Source organism: uncultured Tenacibaculum sp., from assembly GCF_947499065.1.
GTDB lineage: Bacteria > Bacteroidota > Bacteroidia > Flavobacteriales > Flavobacteriaceae > Polaribacter.
In genome coordinates, this window is record NZ_CANMMT010000001.1 from 626,332 (window position 1) to 645,862 (window position 19,531).

The following is a 19,531-nucleotide window of genomic DNA, read 5'->3' on the forward strand; positions in this document are numbered from 1 at the left end:
TTAATAAAAATACAGTCTCTTATTTACACTCTTTTTAAGGTTTCTAAGGCTTTATGAACCGAATCTATTTTTATAAATGTAATAAGTAAACGTAAACCATTTTTGGTTTGTTTTTCCTTCATTACACAGCTTTTAGAATTACGTTGTACATACTGTAGCATCTTAGTAAATGCTTCTGTTTGATAAAAAGCACTTTGCTGATCCGATACAAAATATCCAATCATTCGTTTTTGCTTTAAGATTATCTTTTCAATCCCTAATTCTTTTGCTAACCACTTGATACGAACACTGTCAAATAAATCTTGAACTTGTGTTGGATATTCTCCAAAACGATCGGTAATTTGACTCTCAAACTCTAGTAATTCTTCTTCTGTAGTTAAGGTAGATAACTTGTTATACAAGCTTAAACGTTCAGTTACAGAATTCACATAATCGTCAGGGAAAAGAATCTCAAAATCGGTGTCAATTTGCACCTCTTTTACATATTCTTTTGGTGCATTTTCATCTACCGGATATAATTCTTTAAACTCGTTTTCTTTCAGCTCTTCTATAGCTTCTTGTAATATCTTCTGATAAGCATCAAAACCAATATCATTAATAAATCCGCTTTGTTCACCTCCTAATAAGTCTCCAGCTCCACGAATTTCTAAATCTTTCATGGCTATATTCAATCCACTACCTAATTCAGAAAACAGCTCTAAGGCTTGTATACGCTTACGAGCATCGTCTGTCATCATATGATATGGAGGTGTAATAAAGTAGCAAAAAGCTTTTTTGTTTGAACGCCCTACACGTCCACGCATTTGGTGAAGGTCAGACAGTCCAAAATTATTTGCATTGTTTATAAAAATGGTATTTGCATTAGGTACATCCAATCCACTTTCAATAATGGTAGTTGATACTAATACATCAAACTCATTGTTCATAAAACCAAGCATCAATTCTTCTAGCTTTTTTCCTTCCATTTGACCGTGGCCTATACCAATTTTAGCACTAGGCACCAATCGTTGTAACAAACCAGCTACTTCCTTTATATTTTCTATTCTATTGTGAATAAAAAACACCTGTCCTCCACGTGAAACCTCATAAGAAATTGCATCTCGAATGCTTTCTTCGCTAAAGCGAATTACATTGGTTTCTATTGGGTGACGGTTAGGTGGTGGGGTTTTTATTACCGATAAATCACGTGCAGCCATTAAACTAAACTGCAATGTTCTTGGAATTGGTGTTGCAGTTAAGGTTAATGTATCTACGTTTTCTTTAATTGTTTTTAACTTGTCTTTTACAGCTACTCCAAACTTTTGTTCTTCATCAATAATTAACAGTCCTAAATCTTTAAATTTTATACTCTTGTTGGTTAATTGATGTGTTCCTATTACAATATCAACACTACCATCGGTAACTCCTTCTAAAACGCCTTTTCGCTGTTTTGCAGTTCTAAATCGGTTTAAATAGTCAATACTAACCGGAAAGTCTTTTAATCGCTCAGAGAAGGTTTTAAAGTGCTGAAACGCCAAAACTGTTGTTGGTACTAAAACAGCTACTTGTTTTCCGTTATCTACTGCCTTAAATGCTGCACGCACGGCTACTTCTGTTTTTCCAAAACCAACATCTCCACAAACCAAACGATCCATAGGTTGTTCTTTTTCCATATCGGCCTTTACATCTTGAGTAGATGTATACTGATCTGGTGTATCTTCATACAAGAAACTTGCTTCTAGCTCATGCTGCATGTGAGTATCTGGCCCAAAAGCAAATCCCTTTTGTAGCTTTCTCTTTGCATATAACTGAATTAGGTTAAATGCTATATGTTTTACTCTTGCCTTGGTTTTCTGTTTTACCTTTTTCCAAGCACCTGAGCCTAGTTTATATACCTTAGGTGGCTTACCATCCTTTCCGTTAAACTTCGAGATTTTATGCAACGAATGGATGCTTACATACAAAATATCGCGATCGCCATAAACTAATTTAATAGCTTCTTGCTTTTTTCCTTCTACGTCTATTTTTTGTAAACCTCCAAACTTCCCTATTCCGTGGTCTATGTGAGTTACATAGTCGCCAATATCTAATTTTGTTAGTTCTTTTAGGGTTATTGACTGCTTTTTAGCATATCCATTCTTTAAACGGAACTTGTAATAACGCTCAAATATTTGATGATCTGTATAACAAACTATTTTGTTTTCTAAATCAACAAATCCCTGATACAAAGGGAATACAATTGTTTCATATGAAACATCTTGTTCTCCATCTTCAAAAATATCGTGGAACCTTTGTGCTTGTTTTTCATTGGCACAAAAAATATAATTGGTAAATCCTTTAGCCGAAAACTCGTTAAAATTCTGAATTAATAAATCGAATTTTTTATTGAATGATGGTTGTGGGTGAGTATCAAAACTAACTTTTGTTAGTTTTTCATCTACTGTTGTTCCAATTTTTACGGTTGTAAACTCTTGTAATTGATTTTTTATGAGTTCTCCATTACAAAATAACTCTTTAGGCTCCGAATGTTTTATTTCTGTTGATAATTCGGCAAATGATAGCTCTGCTTTTCTATAAAACTTATCTAAATTTCCTGTAAGAATATCAACATTCTTGACAAAAATGGCTGTTTTTGATGAGATGTACTTTAAAAAACTCTCTCTTTTTTCTTGTAATGCCTTGTTTTCAACATTTGGCATTATACTTACTTTCTTCAGCTTTTCTTTTGATAGTTGAGTTTCTACATCAAAGGTTCGAATACTATCAACTTCGTCGCCAAAAAACTCTATACGATACGGTTCGTCATTGGAAAATGAAAACACATCAATAATTCCTCCACGTACCGAGAATTCTCCTGGTTCTGTAACAAAATCTACTCGATTGAAATTGTATTCAAACAGTACTTCGTTGACAAAATCTGGTGAAACATTTTCACTAACCGTAATTTTTAGTGTGTTTTTTTCTAGTTCTTTTTTAGTTACTACTTTTTCAAATAGAGCAGTTGGATAAGTAACTATAATGGCTGGTTTCTTTCGAGAATTAATTCGGTTTAATACCTCAGAACGCAGTAATACATTCGCATTATCCGTTTCTTCTATCTGATAGGGTCTTCGATAAGAACCTGGGTAAAACAGTACATTTTTATCGCCTAATAATTGCTCTAAATCGTTTAAATAATAAGCGGCTTCTTCCTTATCGTTTAGTACTAACAAGTAAGGTTTATCGGCTTTTTTAAATGATTCTGAAATAACAAAAGACAACGAAGAACCAACCAAATTCGTTATTTGAAAATGGTGTTGTTCTTGTTGAAGTGCACTAACAATCTGGTTTACATTATCCGATTGTTGGTAATAATTTACAATAGTTTGCTTACTCAACCTAAAAAATTTTGAGCTAAAATACGAGTATTATTTTTTTTCTAATTTTAAATTTTTCTAAAATTAGTTGCTTTTAACTATTGTTAGTTGTTTTAAATCTAATTTGCTTCTTTTTACTCTCTATTTGAACAATTTCATACTCTTTTTTTGTTATAAAATCTATGTCTTCATCACTTACTTCAAAACTTATATGTGTTAACCATCTATTGGAAATATTAGAAAAATCAGAACTTATTTCTTTAGTATCAGAATCTATATACATTTCTACATCCCTTCCCAAAAAAGATAACTCTACACCTTTAAATGTTTTTATTTCTGTTCTGCTAAGCATAGCTAATTCTAAAAACTTATAACCAGCTAATTCGTTGAATGTAATCCAAATACCTAATAGATTATTTCCTGCAATTTGATCACCTTTTATTTCGTTTATCCTTCCTTCTGTATAAGTATCAACATGTGTTCTTTTCATAGCTCTAATGTTTCCAAAAGCAGCTAAAACTTTGTCTATTTTCTTTAGCATTTTATATAATTTAATTCGTTCTTTTTGTAGTTATCCAACCCATATAAATAGATGTTTGAAAAAAGCGTAAAGGTGCTTCAAATCCAGCTTCTATAAGCAATTCGCTTAACCGTACTTCCGATACTGCTTTTAACTTATTTTCTATACGATACAAGCGATTGTTTATCTCTTCTTCCGTAATTGTTTTTGGTAAAAGCTGTCTTAATATTTGTAAGTTTTCTTTGAGTTGTTTTTTAGTTCCTGTAATGTCTAATAACACCAATGGAGCGTTGTTTTCTAACCTCTCTGCTATGCTTTTTAGTAAGTTTAGCTTCGTACCATCATCTTCCATAAAATGCAGTACCAATAGTAGGGTAGCAGCTCCAAATTTTTGCGATTGATTTAAATCACTTACCAATCCTTCGATTAAAGTTACATTTTTATATTCTTGTAGCTTTTTTCTAGCTTGTGCTATCATTTCTGGCGACGGATCTACTCCTAAAATTTCCCATTGCTTAGAATTCTCTATAAAATAGGCTATTTCATTACCTGTTCCACAACCTGCTACTAGTAATTTTTTGTTGGTAGTTTCACTTAAAATCTGTGGTAATTTGCTTAAAAAATAGTGGTAGTTTGGTATCCAAGCTTCAACAAATTCATTGTAATTAGTAGCTCTTTTATCTTCAAATATTTCTACGTTTTCCATTGTTAAAAACCTTTTCTTTTCTGTCATTAAACTTAGTTATTTAATAGGAGAGGAGCAAAATAGTTCTTCCAATTTTACATGTAGAAAAACGTTTAAAATATAGAAATTTGTTTGTTTTTAAACTTAAAGCACTTGGAACTTTTCATTGTGTAAATACAATTTTTCTTCAGACATATATTTTATAAACCTCTTAAAACTAACGTTTTACAAATATTTAATTAACTTATTTTCAGTAATTTAACAACTAAATTTTATAAAAAAGAAAAATGAATAATCCATTTCAAATCCAACCAGAACTTCGTTATGGTGCTCCTGTATGTGATGAAATTTTAGTAGGCCGTTATTTTACTATTGGTTACTCTTGGTATTTCAGACAAGCCAAATGGACACTAGAAATTATTAACAGAAATAAGTATTTACTAACCAAAGCCGATCGTATGAATAACTTTCGTGCTGATACTAGAATTCCTAAACGTTTTCGTGCTGGTTTAGGGGCTTATAAAAATAGTGGTTACGACCGTGGACACCTTGTAGCCAGTGCAAATAGTGATATTCTGGAAATCCAAAATAGCGAAACCTTTTTACTATCGAATATGTCTCCTCAAAAACCATATTTTAATCGTAGAATTTGGAGAAAACTAGAAGAAGCTATCAGAAAACTCAACGACAAACCTGAAATTTTAGAAACTTATGTGCTTACCGCTCCTGTTTTCTATTTTGATCAAAAAATTAAAACTATTGGCGATTCTTCTAACGAATATGGTATCGATGTTCCTATTCCTCATGCTTTTGTTAAAAGTGTTTTAGCCGAAGATGATAAAGGTCGTCTGTCTTTATGGACTTTTGAAATGGAGAATAGACAACTGAGTGGTGAATTAGAAAACTATTTAGTTGTTACCTATGACGCCGAACAAAAAGTTGGTGGAAAATTTTGGGATCGTATCGATGGAGGTGATCTTCATCAACAAAAAAAATTTCCAAATCCTATTTGGGATTATTAATTGAAATGTTCCACATGAAAAAATTTCATGTGAAACATTGTTTAGGATTTATTTTTTAATAATAGAATTTTTTTATCTAATTTTTAACTTGATCATAAAATTTTATTTAAATTTTCAAAAAACACTCAAAAGTGAATTTTTAAGTCAAAAAAATATAAAAACTTAATTTTAGGTGGTTTTTAGGCTATTTTAAACAAATAACAACAATTCTATAAGGCCATTTTTAAAACACGCTTAAAAAAATCTTGAGAGAGTCGTTTTAATTACTAAAATTTATATCTAAAAACAATAACATAAAAAAAATCAATTCTTGTTTTTTTGACAAATTTCTTAAATTTAATAGAAAAGTTACTCGTGACTTTTTTTTAATCCCTGCTTCTAAATATTAAAAACTTATTAATCTTAAAAAATTTAGATATGGCTATTTCAGATTTATATTCAAGCGGAAAACACAAACAAGAAAAAGGTCATTTTGCTAGTGTTGTAAAAATTGCAAAGACTGATGGAATTATTTCAGAAGGGGAGCAGAAACTTTTAGATAGAGCTGCTAAAAAATTACACATTAATAAAAGTGAGTATGATGAAATTTTAAAGAGTCCTGAAAAATTTCCTGTTAACCCTCCTGTGAGCTACGATGAGCGTATTGAACGTTTATATCGATTAACTAAAATGATTTTTGCTGATGAACACGTGGACAAAGATCAGGTGATTTTAATGCAAAAAATAGCTGTTGCTTTACATTTTCCAACTGATAATGTTGAAAAAGTATGCGATGAAGCTTTGCACTTAGTATTGAACGATAATGACTTGGATGATTTTACTAACGCAATAAAAAAAGTAAACGCTATTTAAACAGATTTATACTAAATTCGCGCTAACCAAGTTATTATAATAAATCTACTATTTAATGAAGAATAAAATTTTACTTATAGCCGTACTTTGTTGTTCTATTAATTTATTTTCCCAAAATTTGAACGATACCTGGCAAATTGGTATTGGTATGGGGGTTACAAAATTTAGTTCTAGTGATGCTGCTTTTATTGGCGATGAATATCTATTTCAAGTACCAGTAGTTAGTTTAACCATGCCTATTGGTGAACGCTTTTCTTTAGACGGAGCTATGTCATTTAATACAATTGATGATATTGGATTAATCAAAAATTCAGCTAAGTATTTTTCATTTGATGCATCTTTTCGTTATAATTTAAATCCACTTTTTGAAAATTTTAGTCCTTATGTTTTTGCGGGTGGAAGTGTGGTTGATTCTGAAAGAAAAATGACACCAACGCTTAATATTGGTGCGGGTGGTATTTACTGGTTAACCGACACTATAGGTATAAATCCTCAAGTATATTACAAGCATTCATTAGAAAACTTTGAAAGTATGCGTTCTCATATTCAAGGAACACTAAGTGTTGTATTTAGGTTGAATTGGAATAATATGTCTGGTGGTAATTCACCAAATAAATCAAATGCTTCTTGTTATTACAATCAGTTTTAATACAAAACTAAACACATAAAAAAATCCGGTTTTAAACCGGATTTTTTTATTTATGATAACTTCTCAATTGCATTTTTTATGCGTTGTAAAGTAGTTTCTTTTCCTATCATTGTCATAATTTCAAACAAATCTGGTCCTGCCAATTTACCTACTAAACTCAAACGAAGTGGTTGCATTACTTTACCAAACCCAATTTCTTTGGAAGTAATCCATCCTTTAATTTCAGTTTGTGCATTTTCAATTGAAAAATCTTCAATGTTAGAAATAACTTCTGTTAATTCAGTCATTAAAGCTCCAGTTGTTTCTTTCCATTGTTTTTTTGCTGCTTTTGCATCATATTCTGTAGGATTTTCAAAGAAGAAACTTGATAAATCCCAGAAATCAGCTACAAAAACGGCTCTTTCTTTTATTAAAGAAACCACTTTTTTTGTATAATCTACATCACTATTGATTCCTTTTTCTTCAAGAATTGGCAAGTATAAATCTGTTAATTCTTTATCAGTTTTAAGCTGTAAATACTGCTGATTAAACCATTTTGTTTTATCTGGACTAAACTTGGCTCCAGACTTACTAACTCTTGCTAAATCGAATGTTTTTACTAATTCTTCTAAAGAGAAAATTTCTTGCTCTGTACCAGGATTCCATCCTAAGAAAGCAAGCATATTAATAAATGCATCGTTAAAATATCCATCTTCTTTATACCCTCTAGAAACATCTCCTGATTCTTCGTTAGTATATTCTAATGGGAATACTGGAAAACCTAATTTATCTCCATCACGTTTGCTTAATTTTCCTTTTCCAACTGGCTTTAAAATTAATGGTAAATGTGCAAATTTTGGTGCGTCCCAACCAAAAGCTTTATATAATAACATGTGAAGTGGGAGAGAAGGTAACCATTCTTCTCCACGAATTACATGTGATATTTCCATTAAATGATCATCAACAATGTTTGCTAAATGATACGTTGGCATTCCATCTGACTTAAATAATACTTTATCATCTAAAGTATTTGTGTCGATTTTAATAGTCCCACGTATTTCATCTTGCATGATTAATGTTTCATCTTGAGGTGTTTTAAAACGAACTACATATTTATCACCAGCAGCAATTTTAGATGTTACTTCTTCTTCTGAAAGCGCTAAAGAGTTTTGCAATTTTTCGCGATTATGCCAATTGTAGATAAATGTTTTACCATTTTCTTCATGGTTTTTACGGTGTGCATCTAATTCTTCAGCCGTATCAAAAGCGTAATATGCCCATCCTTTTTCAATTAATAAATCGGCATACTGCTTATATAATTCTTTTCGTTCTGACTGACGGTATGGTCCGAATTTTTCATTTTTCCCTGGTCCTTCATCAAATGGTATGTTACACCATTCTAAAGAATCTATGATGTATTGTTCTGCATTTGCTACATAACGAGTTTGATCTGTATCTTCAATACGTAAAACAAAAGTTCCGTTATATTTTTTTGCAAATAAATAATTGAATAATGCGGTTCTAACACCACCCATGTGTAATGGTCCTGTTGGACTAGGAGCAAAGCGTACTCTTACGTTATCAGTCATTGTTTTTAATTTGAAAGCGCAAAGATAGTTTTAATATAATCATAAAAAAAGCGAGCCTAAGCTCGCTTTGTATTATTTGAATTGGCAGAAACCATTTAAACAAAAAGAATCCCAAGGTGGGCAATCTTTGTATGTAAAGCATCTAATGTTTCTCCATCCTCCGTTCACTAATTTTTGTTCCTTTTTATTTAAAGCAACACCTAGTTTTGAAATGTTTTTTAACATGATTAAAGTTTAAGTTTGGTTAGTTGATAACGCAAACTACTTTATTTTTATGTTTCATCGTTTTTTTTTGCCATAAAAAAAGTAAGGGTTTTCCTTACTTTTTAAAATTTATGATATAATCCAAAAGTTAATGCTGCCTTTTTAGGTACATTTCTTCCTGCAAATGCTCCTCCAAAACCAAAATTAACTCCTGTTTTATCGCTAATTTCTCCAATTAGTTTTAATCCAAATGCAGCAAAACTTTGATCATTTACGTATAATCCAGTAGCAACATTTTGAAGTGGTAAAGCAACATCTCCGTTTTTAAGAGAAGCAACTCCATCTAAAAATCCTGCAACCCATAACCAATCTATAGCTTTATATCCTATTTCTCCACCTAACTTATATGTACTACTATAATCATTAGTTCTAATATCAAATCCTGTTGAAGCTTGAATATACCATCTATCAAATCCTCTACCTGCAATAAATAATGGTGTAACAGTCCAAGCATCATAACCAGTTCTTAAACCTGAAGCTATTGAAAAACTACTTGTGTTAGCCTCAACTGTTAATTGCCCTGTTAATAACCATTTTTTGTTATAGAAGTTATGCTTAACTCCTATTTGAATATTTCCTAATGATGTTTTTGATTCCTCAGTAGTAAATGAAATTGGTTGTACTAAAGCTCCAGATTTAACCATTTTTAAAGGTACAGAAGCTATTAAAGTTGTTTTATCTGAAAGACCATACTCTCCATACAATTGTAAAGTATTATCTGTTATTTTACGATTAGTGCTGTAATCTGGGTTACCGTACAATGCATCATAATTAGAAATTGTAGTAAAAGATAATTGTACATATCCCTCGTTTTTCTTTTTCGTCCATGGACTTTGAGCTATAAGATTTACTGAAAAGAATAAAAGTAAAATAGATAGTTTTTTCATGTTTAACGTATTTAATTTTTAAAAAAAATAATTATTTCAAGGCTTTAGTAGCTATTAATAATATTTTCTTACACATATCTTTAACAATAATTTACTTTTAAAAATAGTACTTTTATAGTTGATATGGAGAAATTTAATATAATAGAACAGAAGTTACTACAATTTAGTAAAAAATACTACACGAATGAATTAATAAGAGGAAGCATACTATTTGTTTCTTTAGGGTTAATATATCTTTTCTTTACCCTATTCATTGAATACTTTTTATGGCTTAAACCTAATGCAAGAACCATTTTATTTTGGCTATTTATTGCTGTAGAACTATTTCTATTTTTCCGTTTTATTTGCTTTCCTATTTTTAAAATTACTGGTTTACAAAAAGGAATTTCTTTTGAAGATGCTTCAAAAATTATCGGAAATCATTTTCCTGAAGTTAAAGACAAACTTTTAAACGTACTTCAATTAAAAGAAAATAGCGATAATTCTGATTTACTATTAGCTAGTATAGAACAAAAATCAGGTGTATTACAACCTATTTCTTTTAATAAAGCGATAGACTTTAAAAAGAATAAAAAGTATTTAAAGTATGCTTTAATTCCTCTTTTAATTTGGGGCTTTACTTTTTTAACTGGAACTACAAGTAAACTTTCACAGAGTTTTAATCGTATGGTAAATCATTCTGTTGCTTATACACCTCCAGCTCCTTTTTATTTTAATTTAACTTCTAAAGATTTAAATGTAATTAAAGGAAAAGATATTACTGTATATATTCAAGCAACAGGGGAGGTGATTCCTCAAGAAGCTAAAATCCATTTCAACAATCAACAATATTATTTAGAGAACGAAGGGAACGGTCTTTTCTCTTACACATTTGTAGAAGTTCAAGAGGCAATTAATTTTTATACAAGCGCAAACGGTATTGAATCGAATACATTTAACTTATCTGTTATAAACACTCCATCTATTCAAAACATCTCTTTAAACTTAAAATATCCAGCATATACTAAAAAGAAAAATGAGACGATTGAAAACACGGGAAACATAAATGTTCCACAAGGAACAATTGTTCAATGGAAGGTAAAAACAACTGAAACCGATACAGTTAGTTTACTACTAAATCAAAAACGTTTTAATTTTTCTAAAGAAAACTCTGATCTCTTTCAATTGAATAAACAATTGAAAGAATCAATCAATTACCAGATAACAACTACTAATAAAAATTTAAAAGATTACGAACAGTTACAGTTTTCTATTGATGTTACTAAAGATGAATTTCCAACTATAAATGTGAATTCAAACATAGATAGTATTAGTAGAGGTAATGCTCAATTTGTAGGACAGATTTCAGACGACTACGGCTTTAAAAAATTAGAGTTAGTGTATTATGATAAAAACAATATTAGCGAATCTAAAAACACTTTAATAAACATAAACAAGAATAATATTCAGACTTTCTTTTTTGAGTTCCCAAACAAATTAGACTTAAAAGAAGGAGTTAATTATGAAATGTATTTTCAGGTTTTTGACAATGATATTATTAATGGAAGCAAAAAAGCTGTTAGTAGAAAGTTTTCATATAGACAGAAAACATCTAATGAAATTGAAAACGAATTATTACAAGAACAACGTAATTATATTCAAAATTTAGAGAACTCATTAAGCAAGCAAGAAAAGAGTAAAAAAGAATTAGAGAAGATTCAATTCGATCTGCAAAACAAAAAAAATATTAACTGGAACGATCAGAAAAAAATTAAAAATTTAATTAAGCGTCAAGACCAGTATAAAGAAATGATGCAACGTCAAGCTCAAAAATTACAAGAGAATTTCTCTGAGAAAAAAGAGAAAAACGAAACACTTCAAGAGAAAAAAGAAGATTTAAAAAAGAGAATAGAAGAGCTAAAGAAGTTAGAAAAGCAACAAAAGTTATTAGATGAATTAAAGAAGCTTGCTGAGAAGCTTAACAAAGAAGATTTAATTAAAAAAACAAAAGAATTAGCAGAACAAAATAAGCAACAAGAAAAAAGTTTAGAGCGTATTTTGGAAATGACCAAACGTTATTATGTTGAACAAAAGATGCAAAAAGTTGCTGACGACATAAAAGATTTGGCAAAAAAACAAGAAGAGCTTAATAAGAAAGAAGCTACAAAAGAAGAGCAAAACAAAATCAATAAGGAGTTTCAAAAGATTAAAAAAGATCTTAATGAATTAAAAAAAGATAACAACAAATTAAAAGCTCCTATGAAACTTCCATCTTTAGAAAAGCCTTCTGAAGAAATCCAAAAAGAATTAAACAACGCAGATAAAAAATTAGATAGCGGTAAACAACAAGAGGCAAAAGAAAACCAAAAAAAGGCAGCTAAAAAGATGAAAGAAATGAGTCAAAAAATGCAAGACTCAATGCAACAAATGAGCGCCGATATGGAACAAGAAAACATGGAAGGTTTACGTCAAGTATTAGAAAACCTAATTACATTTTCTTTTGACCAAGAAAGACTAATGAATATCTTTTCAAGTACTAATTCATCACATCCAAACTTTGGTAAGAACTTACAAAAACAACATCTGCTTAAAACTTATTTTGAACACATAGATGATAGCTTATTTGTATTATCAATGAAATCTCCAAAGATATCTTCTAAGGTTCAAGATCAACTTGCATTGGCTCATTATAACTTAGATCAATCATTAGAAAACTTTGCTGATAACAAATTTAGAAATGGTATTTCAAATCAACGCTATGTAATGACTTCTGCAAACACTTTAGCAGACATGTTAAGTAATGCTTTAGACGCTATGCAAAATCCATTACCAAGCAGCGGAAAAGGTAAGGGGAAAGGTAAATCTTTTAGCTTACCAGACATTATTCAAAAACAAAATGAATTAATGGAAAAGATGAAGAATGGTATGAAAAAGAAAAATCAAGGAAAACCAAAAGATGGAAAAGATGGAAAGAAGGGTGGAGACAAAGGTAAAAAAGAAGGTAAAAAAGGGGAGCAAGGTGAAGGCTTAGATGGTGAATTATATCAAATTTATAAAGAACAATCAGAACTAAGACAACAACTAGAAAATGCGATTAAAGAAGGTAAAGATTCAAATGGAAAAGCTAAGCAAGCTTTAAAAGAAATGGAGCAGTTAGAAAATGAAATTTTAGAAAAAGGTTTTACGCAACAAAGCATTAATAGAATGCAACGATTAAACTATGAATTACTAAAATTAGATAAAGCTACCTTTGAACAGAATCGTGATAAGAAACGAAAATCAAACACCAACTTACAAGAATTTAATAATAATTCAACTAAAGAATTAAAATTCAAAAAGCTGTTTTATAACCAAACAGAGATATTAAACAGACAATCACTACCTTTGCGCCAAAATTATAAAAAGAAGGTTCAAGAGTATTTTAGCCTTCCTAAAAAAGAAAAGTAATAGAGTCAATTTAGTATTTAAAACAATACTTTTTATTTATTAAATTGATTTGTTACTTAATTAATAAATTAATTATCCTGATAAATAAAGAATGATTGACTTTAATTACGAAACCAATTTTCAGTTAGAAAACGAAGAAAAAACTTCTAAATGGATTCAGAGCTGCATAGAAGAAGAAGGCTTTGAATTAGGCGAAGTAAACTATATATTTTGTGACGATTCTTATTTACACAAAATAAACGTTGAGTTTTTACAACACGATACTTTTACTGATATAATTAGTTTCGACTACACACTTGGTAAATTAGTTGGTGGAGATATTTTTATCTCAGTAGAACGCGTAAAAGAAAACGCTGACTTATTTAAAACTTCTTTTGAAAACGAATTACACCGAGTAATTATTCATGGTATTTTGCACTACATGAAATACAAGGATAAAACAGAAGAAGAGAAAGAAATTATGCGAAATAAAGAAAACGACTGTTTAAAGAAATTAGAAAATAATTAAAACCGTTCCACGTGGAACTGAATATAAAATGAGTTTATTTAATACAACATACGATGTAATTGTAGTAGGAGGAGGTCATGCTGGAAGTGAAGCTGCAGCCGCAAGTGCAAACATGGGTGCACACACACTTCTAATTACAATGAACTTGCAAAACATAGCTCAAATGAGTTGTAACCCTGCTATGGGTGGAATTGCTAAAGGACAAATAGTACGTGAGATTGATGCATTAGGAGGTTATAGCGCTATCGTAACCGACAAGACAGCTATACAATTTAAAATGCTAAATAAATCGAAAGGACCTGCTATGTGGAGTCCAAGAGCTCAATCTGATAGAATGCAATTTGCAGAGTGTTGGAGAACCATGCTAGAGCAAACTGACAATTTAGATTTCTATCAAGATTCTGTAAACGGTTTGATCTTTGAAGGAGATAAAATTGTAGGAGTAAAAACCGTATTAGGATTACACATAAAAGCTAAAACAGTTATTGTAACAGCTGGAACTTTTTTAAACGGTTTAATTCATATAGGAGATAAAACATTTGGAGGAGGAAGAGCAGGAGAAGGTTCTTCTACAGGAATTACAGAAGATTTAGTTTCTAAAGGGTTTGAATCTGGAAGAATGAAAACTGGAACACCTCCAAGAGTTGATGGACGATCTTTAGATTATACTAAAATGACAGAGCAGCCAGGAGATGATAATCCTGAGAAATTCTCTTATTTACCAATTACAAAAACATTAACTAAACAACGTTCTTGTTATTTAACTTATACTAACCCTAAAGTACACGATTTACTTAGAGAAGGTTTTGATCGATCTCCAATGTTTAACGGAAGAATTAAATCTACAGGACCTCGTTATTGTCCATCAGTAGAAGATAAGATTAATCGTTTTGCAGAAAAAGAGCGCCACCAAATATTCGTTGAACCGGAAGGATGGAACACAGTTGAAATATATGTAAACGGATTCTCAACTTCTTTACCAGAAGACATTCAAGATAAAGCCATACGATCTATCGAAGGTTTTGAGAATGTAAAATTTTTACGTTATGGTTACGCTATAGAATACGATTATTTTCCACCAACACAATTAAAACACAATTTAGAAACTAAGTTAATTGAGAATTTATTTTTTGCAGGACAAATAAACGGAACAACAGGATACGAAGAAGCAGCTGCACAAGGATTAATGGCAGGAGTAAATGCTGCTCTTAAAATTCAAAATAAAGAACCATTTATTTTAAAAAGAAGTGAAGCTTATATCGGAGTTTTAATTGACGATTTAATTACCAAAGGAACAGAAGAACCTTATCGTATGTTTACTTCGAGAGCTGAATACAGAACTCTTTTAAGACAAGATAATGCTGATTTACGTTTAACAGAAAAATCATTTCAATTAGGTTTAGCTTCTCAAGAGAGAATGAATAGAGTAGAAGAGAAGAGAAGAAAAACTAAAGATGTTATTAATTTCTTAGAAAACTTAAGTGTAAAGAAAGAAGAAATAAATCCAATTTTAGAAAGCAAAGGTTTAACTTTAATCAACCAATCAATGAAGCTTTTTAAAATTGCTGCGAGACCTCAATTAAGTATTAATGATTTTAAATCGATTACAAAACTTGAAAATTATTTTACAGAAGACAATATCGATTCTGAAATTATAGAACAAGTAGAAATACATTTAAAATATTCTGGATACATAGAAAAAGAAAAAAACAATGCTGACAAATTAAATAGATTAGAAAATGTACCAATACCTTCTAAATTTGATTATAGTAAAGTAAAATCTTTATCATTCGAAGCAAGAGAAAAATTATCTAAAATACAACCTACATCAATTTCTCAAGCTAGTAGAATAAGTGGGGTATCTCCAAGTGACATATCTGTTCTATTAGTTTATATGGGTAGATAAAATATAACTAAAAATAAAACGTTCCATGTGGAACGTTTTTTCTTTTTACGTAATATTGCAAATAATTAAACTTACGTTCCACATGGAACAATATCAAAAAAATATAAAACTTGAGTAATAAAAAAGAGTTGTATAAAGATTTAAAACCTTTTTTAAATTGTATTGATTACACAGTTTCAAAAGAAAGTTACGAGGTAATGCTTAATGAAGAATATGACATGTTAGTAACTTCTCCTGTTCCTTCAAATTTAGAAACATACTATTTAAGTGAAGAGTATATTTCACATACCGATAGCAAAAAAGGATTTATAGATAAAATATATCAGTTAGTAAAAAACTACACACTTAAGAAAAAATTAAAACTAATTAATTCATTCAATACAGAATCAAAAACAATTTTAGACGTTGGAGCAGGTACTGGAGATTTTTTAAAAGTATGTAAAGAAAATAATTGGGAAATTAAAGGAGTAGAACCTTCAGATAAGGCTCGTAAAATTGCAGAAGAAAAATCAATTAAATTACGCGAAGAAATTACAGAAATAAAAAATACAACTTTTGATGTAATTACTTTGTGGCATGTTTTAGAACATATTCCAAATTTAGTTGAATATACAAATCAATTAAAAAAATTATTAAAACCTAATGGTGTATTAATAATAGCTGTTCCTAATTACAAAAGTTACGATGCTAATTATTATAAAGAATTTTGGGCAGCTTATGATGTTCCAAGACACCTATGGCATTTTTCTAAAAACTCTATTCAAAAAATATTTTCTAATGTAAACATGAATATTGAAAAAATACTTCCTATGAAGTTTGATTCTTTTTATGTTTCATTGTTATCAGAAAAATACAAAAACAAAAAAAGTAAAACTGTTAAAGCATTTTTTATTGGTTTAAAATCAAATTTGAAAGCTAAAAAGAATGGAGAGTACTCATCTTTAATGTATATCATAAAAAACAAGTAAAAAACTATTTTAAATACTTTTTAACGATAGTAAATATAAATAACAATAAAACACCTTAGTTAAAAATAAAAACCTCTTAAAACTTATATTTTAAGAGGTTTTTTGATAAATTATTTTTATTATTCCTATAAAACAATAAATTTTAACTATTCAAAATATAAACACCAAAAATTGCAATTATGAAGTAAACTGCTAATGTCATCGCACCTGCATAATCTTTTGCTAAACGTTGACCTATTAATAAAAATATTAAAGACAGTGCTGCTAATTCAATTCCTAATAAAGCTAAATCTTTTGCACCTGTTGTCGCTAAGTTAAAAATTCCAACAAGCATGAAAGCACCAGCTAAAATTTCCATCACTAAAATTATAGCCAATAAAAGTGGAACTGAATTTTTAAAAGGTGAATTTTTGAAATGATCTTTTATAAAAGATACATTTCCTTTCCAATCATTTACTTTATCAATTCCAGATTGTAAAAAAGTTACAGTTAAAAAAAGTAATATTAAAATTTCTGTGGCGTGAGTTTGTATTAGATTCATATAATTGATTTTTAGCAAATATAATTCATCTCTCTATGTAGTTGTAACATTTTCTAAAAAATGCGTCTTATAACATATATAAGCTATATATTTAAAGAAAAAATACTAACTATTAAAAATTAAAATCATGCCTATTTTCATGTATCCGGTTATATTCTTCGGAATTATAATCTTTCTTTCTTCTTTCTTTATTATAAAACAGCAAACTGCTGGTATTATAGAAAGGTTTGGTAAATTCCACAGTATCAGACACTCAGGTTTACATTTAAAGATTCCATTAGTAGATAGAATCGCTGGAAAGTTGAGTTTAAAAATTCAACAATTAGATGTTATTGTAGAAACAAAAACTTTAGATGATGTATTTGTAAAGTTAAAAGTATCTGTTCAATATAAAGTTATTAGAGATAAGGTATATGAAGCATTTTATAAGCTAGATTATCCTCACGATCAGATTACTTCTTATGTTTTTGATGTTGTACGTGCAGAAGTTCCTAAAATGCGCTTAGATGACGTATTTGTGAAGAAAGATGATATTGCAATTGCTGTAAAAGCTGAATTAAATGATGCAATGATGGAATATGGTTACGATATTATCAAAACTTTAGTAACAGATATTGATCCAGATGCTCAAGTTAAAGAAGCAATGAACCGTATTAATGCTGCTGAACGTGAAAAAGTTGCTGCTCAGTACGAAGGAGATGCGCAACGTATTTTAATTGTAGAAAAAGCAAAAGCTGAAGCTGAAAGTAAGCGTTTACAAGGACAAGGTATTGCAGATCAGAGACGTGAGATTGCACGTGGTTTAGAAGAGTCTGTAGAAGTTTTAAATAAAGTTGGTATCAACAGTCAGGAAGCTTCAGCTTTAATAGTTGTAACGCAACATTATGATACTTTACAGTCAATTGGTGGTGAAACTAACAGTAACTTAATATTATTACCTAATTCACCACAAGCAGGAAGTCAAATGTTAAACGATATGGTAGCTAGTTTTACAGCTAGTAATCAAATTGGTGAAGCCATGAAAAAAAATAAAAAATCAGAATAAATCATGATTATATCAACAACACATACTATTGAAAATAAGCCAGCTAAAGAATATTTAGGAATTGTTACTGGTGAAACAATTATTGGTGCTAATATTTTAAAAGATTTCTTTGCTGGTATTAGAGATATTGTTGGTGGACGTTCTGGTTCTTATGAAAAAGTTTTACGTGAAGCAAAAGACACTTCTTTAAGAGAAATGCAGGAGCGAGCACAATCTCTGGGAGCTAATGCTATAGTTGGTGTAGATTTAGACTATGAAACAGTAGGTCCAAATGGTGGGATGTTAATGGTAACCGCCTCTGGAACAGCAATAAAGATATAAACAAAAAGCCGATACTTAATTGTATCGGCTTTTTTTATATATAGAAAATTATTATTTCTTTTCTTCTATTTTCTCTTCTTCATCAGTTTTAGTAGCATCTTTAAACTCTTTAATACCAGTACCTAAACCTTTCATTAGTTCTGGAATCTTCTTTCCTCCAAACATTAATAAAACTAATGCTACTACAATTGCTATTTGCCAAGGGCCAATCATTCCTAAAAATATAGTCTGTGAAATCATTTTATATTAAATTTTACTCAACAAAGATACAAAATTAACTTCTCTGTTCTATAACACCACCAATTACTTTTTTATCTTTAAATACTTCTGGAGTTCCTTTATAAAAAATTGATCCTCCAAAAGATACTTTTGCATCTAAAGTTTCTCCTGATTGTACTTCTACTTTAGAACCAGAACCTGCTCTTACCATAGTCATATCTGTTACTTCTAATTTATATCCGTGATACATTCCTCCTAAGTCTGCATCAACAGTTTGGTTTTTAGATGTACCTGAAAGCCTTATAACAGCCCCTGAAGAGCTTTTTACCTTTAAATGCTTAACCTTAACCACCATGTTAATAAAAGCTCCTTCTTGTGCTTTTATTTCAATTTGGGATTGTTCTATAACTTTACTTGTAATTATAGCTCCTTCATTTGCATCTATAGTTTTTAATGTTGATGCATAATAAAGCGTAGCTTTAACTTTACCATCTGCTGTAGTTTCTGGAAATCTTAGCGATACTTTTAATGTATTTCCAGAAGTTTTAATTTTTACTTTTTCTGCTTTTTCACCTGTTATAATAATTTTAGATTCATCGCTTTTAACAAGCTTAAGATCAATACCATTATATACTTTTACTGTTATAAAATCTCCTAATTTTTTTTCAATCTTTGTTTGTGCTGATGCTAAAACGGTCATCAAAAACAAACTCAAAAATGCTATTTTTTTCATTTTAATCGTCATTAGTTAGTTAGTATAACCAAGAATTATACCATTACTATAAAGACAAATATTAAATTTTATTGTTACAAAA

17 protein-coding genes are annotated in these 19,531 nt (G+C 29.9%); 9 read left to right on the forward strand and 8 right to left on the reverse strand.

Features of this window, described 5'->3' with window-relative positions; translation table 11 throughout:
• Positions 1–23: 23 nt before the first annotated feature.
• The 3 genes from mfd to Q0958_RS02870 all read right to left on the reverse strand — a co-directional run bounded on the left by mfd (position 24) and on the right by Q0958_RS02870 (position 4,588).
• Positions 24–3,356 carry a transcription-repair coupling factor gene (gene mfd / locus Q0958_RS02860; protein WP_299119337.1) on the reverse strand — a complete coding sequence of 1,111 codons (3,333 nt, stop codon included), beginning with the start codon at positions 3,354–3,356 and terminating at the stop codon, positions 24–26.
• Between the two features lie 73 nt (positions 3,357–3,429).
• Positions 3,430–3,876, reverse strand: a complete 447-nt coding sequence (locus Q0958_RS02865) for a hypothetical protein (RefSeq protein WP_299119340.1) — start codon at positions 3,874–3,876, stop codon at positions 3,430–3,432.
• Positions 3,877–3,886: 10 nt separating this feature from the next.
• A complete protein-coding gene (locus Q0958_RS02870; protein WP_299119342.1) occupies positions 3,887–4,588 on the reverse strand; it encodes a class I SAM-dependent methyltransferase in 702 nt (233 codons plus the stop codon).
• Between the two features lie 239 nt (positions 4,589–4,827).
• Here Q0958_RS02870 and Q0958_RS02875 point away from each other — a divergent pair, with 239 nt between their 5' ends.
• From Q0958_RS02875 to Q0958_RS02885, 3 genes are all read left to right on the forward strand, one after another.
• Complete coding sequence (locus tag Q0958_RS02875; RefSeq protein WP_299119345.1) at positions 4,828–5,562, forward strand: DNA/RNA non-specific endonuclease; 735 nt, start codon at positions 4,828–4,830, stop codon at positions 5,560–5,562.
• Positions 5,563–5,979: 417 nt separating this feature from the next.
• A complete protein-coding gene (locus tag Q0958_RS02880; protein WP_272151020.1) occupies positions 5,980–6,414 on the forward strand; it encodes a TerB family tellurite resistance protein in 435 nt (144 codons plus the stop codon).
• A 55-nt stretch (positions 6,415–6,469) separates the two neighbouring features.
• The gene (locus Q0958_RS02885; protein ID WP_299119350.1) at positions 6,470–7,063 is read left to right on the forward strand and encodes a hypothetical protein; all 594 of its coding nucleotides are present in this window, start codon (positions 6,470–6,472) and stop codon (positions 7,061–7,063) included.
• Positions 7,064–7,113: 50 nt separating this feature from the next.
• Here the strand turns inward: Q0958_RS02885 and gltX are convergent, their stop codons facing one another.
• Entirely contained in the window at positions 7,114–8,631 is a 1,518-nt protein-coding gene (gene gltX / locus Q0958_RS02890; protein ID WP_299119353.1) for a glutamate--tRNA ligase, read from the reverse strand.
• 326 nt (positions 8,632–8,957) lie between these two features.
• Positions 8,958–9,782 (reverse strand): hypothetical protein, encoded by an 825-nt coding sequence (locus Q0958_RS02895; RefSeq protein WP_299119356.1) that lies wholly within the window; start codon positions 9,780–9,782, stop codon positions 8,958–8,960.
• A 123-nt stretch (positions 9,783–9,905) separates the two neighbouring features.
• On the opposite strand from Q0958_RS02895, the gene Q0958_RS02900 reads away from it, so the two are divergent.
• From Q0958_RS02900 to Q0958_RS02915, 4 genes are all read left to right on the forward strand, one after another.
• A complete protein-coding gene (locus Q0958_RS02900) occupies positions 9,906–13,208 on the forward strand; it encodes a DUF4175 family protein (RefSeq protein WP_299119359.1) in 3,303 nt (1,100 codons plus the stop codon).
• Positions 13,209–13,299: 91 nt separating this feature from the next.
• Positions 13,300–13,716 (forward strand): rRNA maturation RNase YbeY, encoded by a 417-nt coding sequence (gene ybeY / locus Q0958_RS02905; protein WP_299119362.1) that lies wholly within the window; start codon positions 13,300–13,302, stop codon positions 13,714–13,716.
• Between the two features lie 28 nt (positions 13,717–13,744).
• Positions 13,745–15,622 (forward strand): tRNA uridine-5-carboxymethylaminomethyl(34) synthesis enzyme MnmG, encoded by a 1,878-nt coding sequence (mnmG, locus tag Q0958_RS02910; RefSeq protein WP_299119365.1) that lies wholly within the window; start codon positions 13,745–13,747, stop codon positions 15,620–15,622.
• A gap of 110 nt (positions 15,623–15,732) precedes the next feature.
• The gene (locus Q0958_RS02915; RefSeq protein WP_299119368.1) at positions 15,733–16,590 is read left to right on the forward strand and encodes a class I SAM-dependent methyltransferase; all 858 of its coding nucleotides are present in this window, start codon (positions 15,733–15,735) and stop codon (positions 16,588–16,590) included.
• 142 nt (positions 16,591–16,732) lie between these two features.
• Here Q0958_RS02915 and Q0958_RS02920 read toward each other — a convergent pair whose 3' ends face one another.
• Complete coding sequence (locus tag Q0958_RS02920; protein WP_299119370.1) at positions 16,733–17,131, reverse strand: DoxX family protein; 399 nt, start codon at positions 17,129–17,131, stop codon at positions 16,733–16,735.
• A 127-nt stretch (positions 17,132–17,258) separates the two neighbouring features.
• On the opposite strand from Q0958_RS02920, the gene Q0958_RS02925 reads away from it, so the two are divergent.
• Together Q0958_RS02925 and Q0958_RS02930 are read left to right on the forward strand one after the other, a co-directional pair.
• Positions 17,259–18,176 (forward strand): SPFH domain-containing protein, encoded by a 918-nt coding sequence (locus Q0958_RS02925; RefSeq protein WP_150898060.1) that lies wholly within the window; start codon positions 17,259–17,261, stop codon positions 18,174–18,176.
• Between the two features lie 3 nt (positions 18,177–18,179).
• On the forward strand, positions 18,180–18,497 hold the full coding sequence (locus Q0958_RS02930) for a heavy metal-binding domain-containing protein (RefSeq protein ID WP_299119374.1): 318 nt from the start codon (positions 18,180–18,182) through the stop codon (positions 18,495–18,497).
• A 51-nt stretch (positions 18,498–18,548) separates the two neighbouring features.
• On the opposite strand, the gene Q0958_RS02935 is transcribed toward Q0958_RS02930, so the two are convergent.
• Positions 18,549–18,737 carry a twin-arginine translocase TatA/TatE family subunit gene (locus tag Q0958_RS02935; RefSeq protein ID WP_299119377.1) on the reverse strand — a complete coding sequence of 63 codons (189 nt, stop codon included), beginning with the start codon at positions 18,735–18,737 and terminating at the stop codon, positions 18,549–18,551.
• A 34-nt stretch (positions 18,738–18,771) separates the two neighbouring features.
• Positions 18,772–19,449 carry a head GIN domain-containing protein gene (locus Q0958_RS02940; RefSeq protein WP_299119379.1) on the reverse strand — a complete coding sequence of 226 codons (678 nt, stop codon included), beginning with the start codon at positions 19,447–19,449 and terminating at the stop codon, positions 18,772–18,774.
• Positions 19,450–19,531 lie beyond the last annotated feature (82 nt).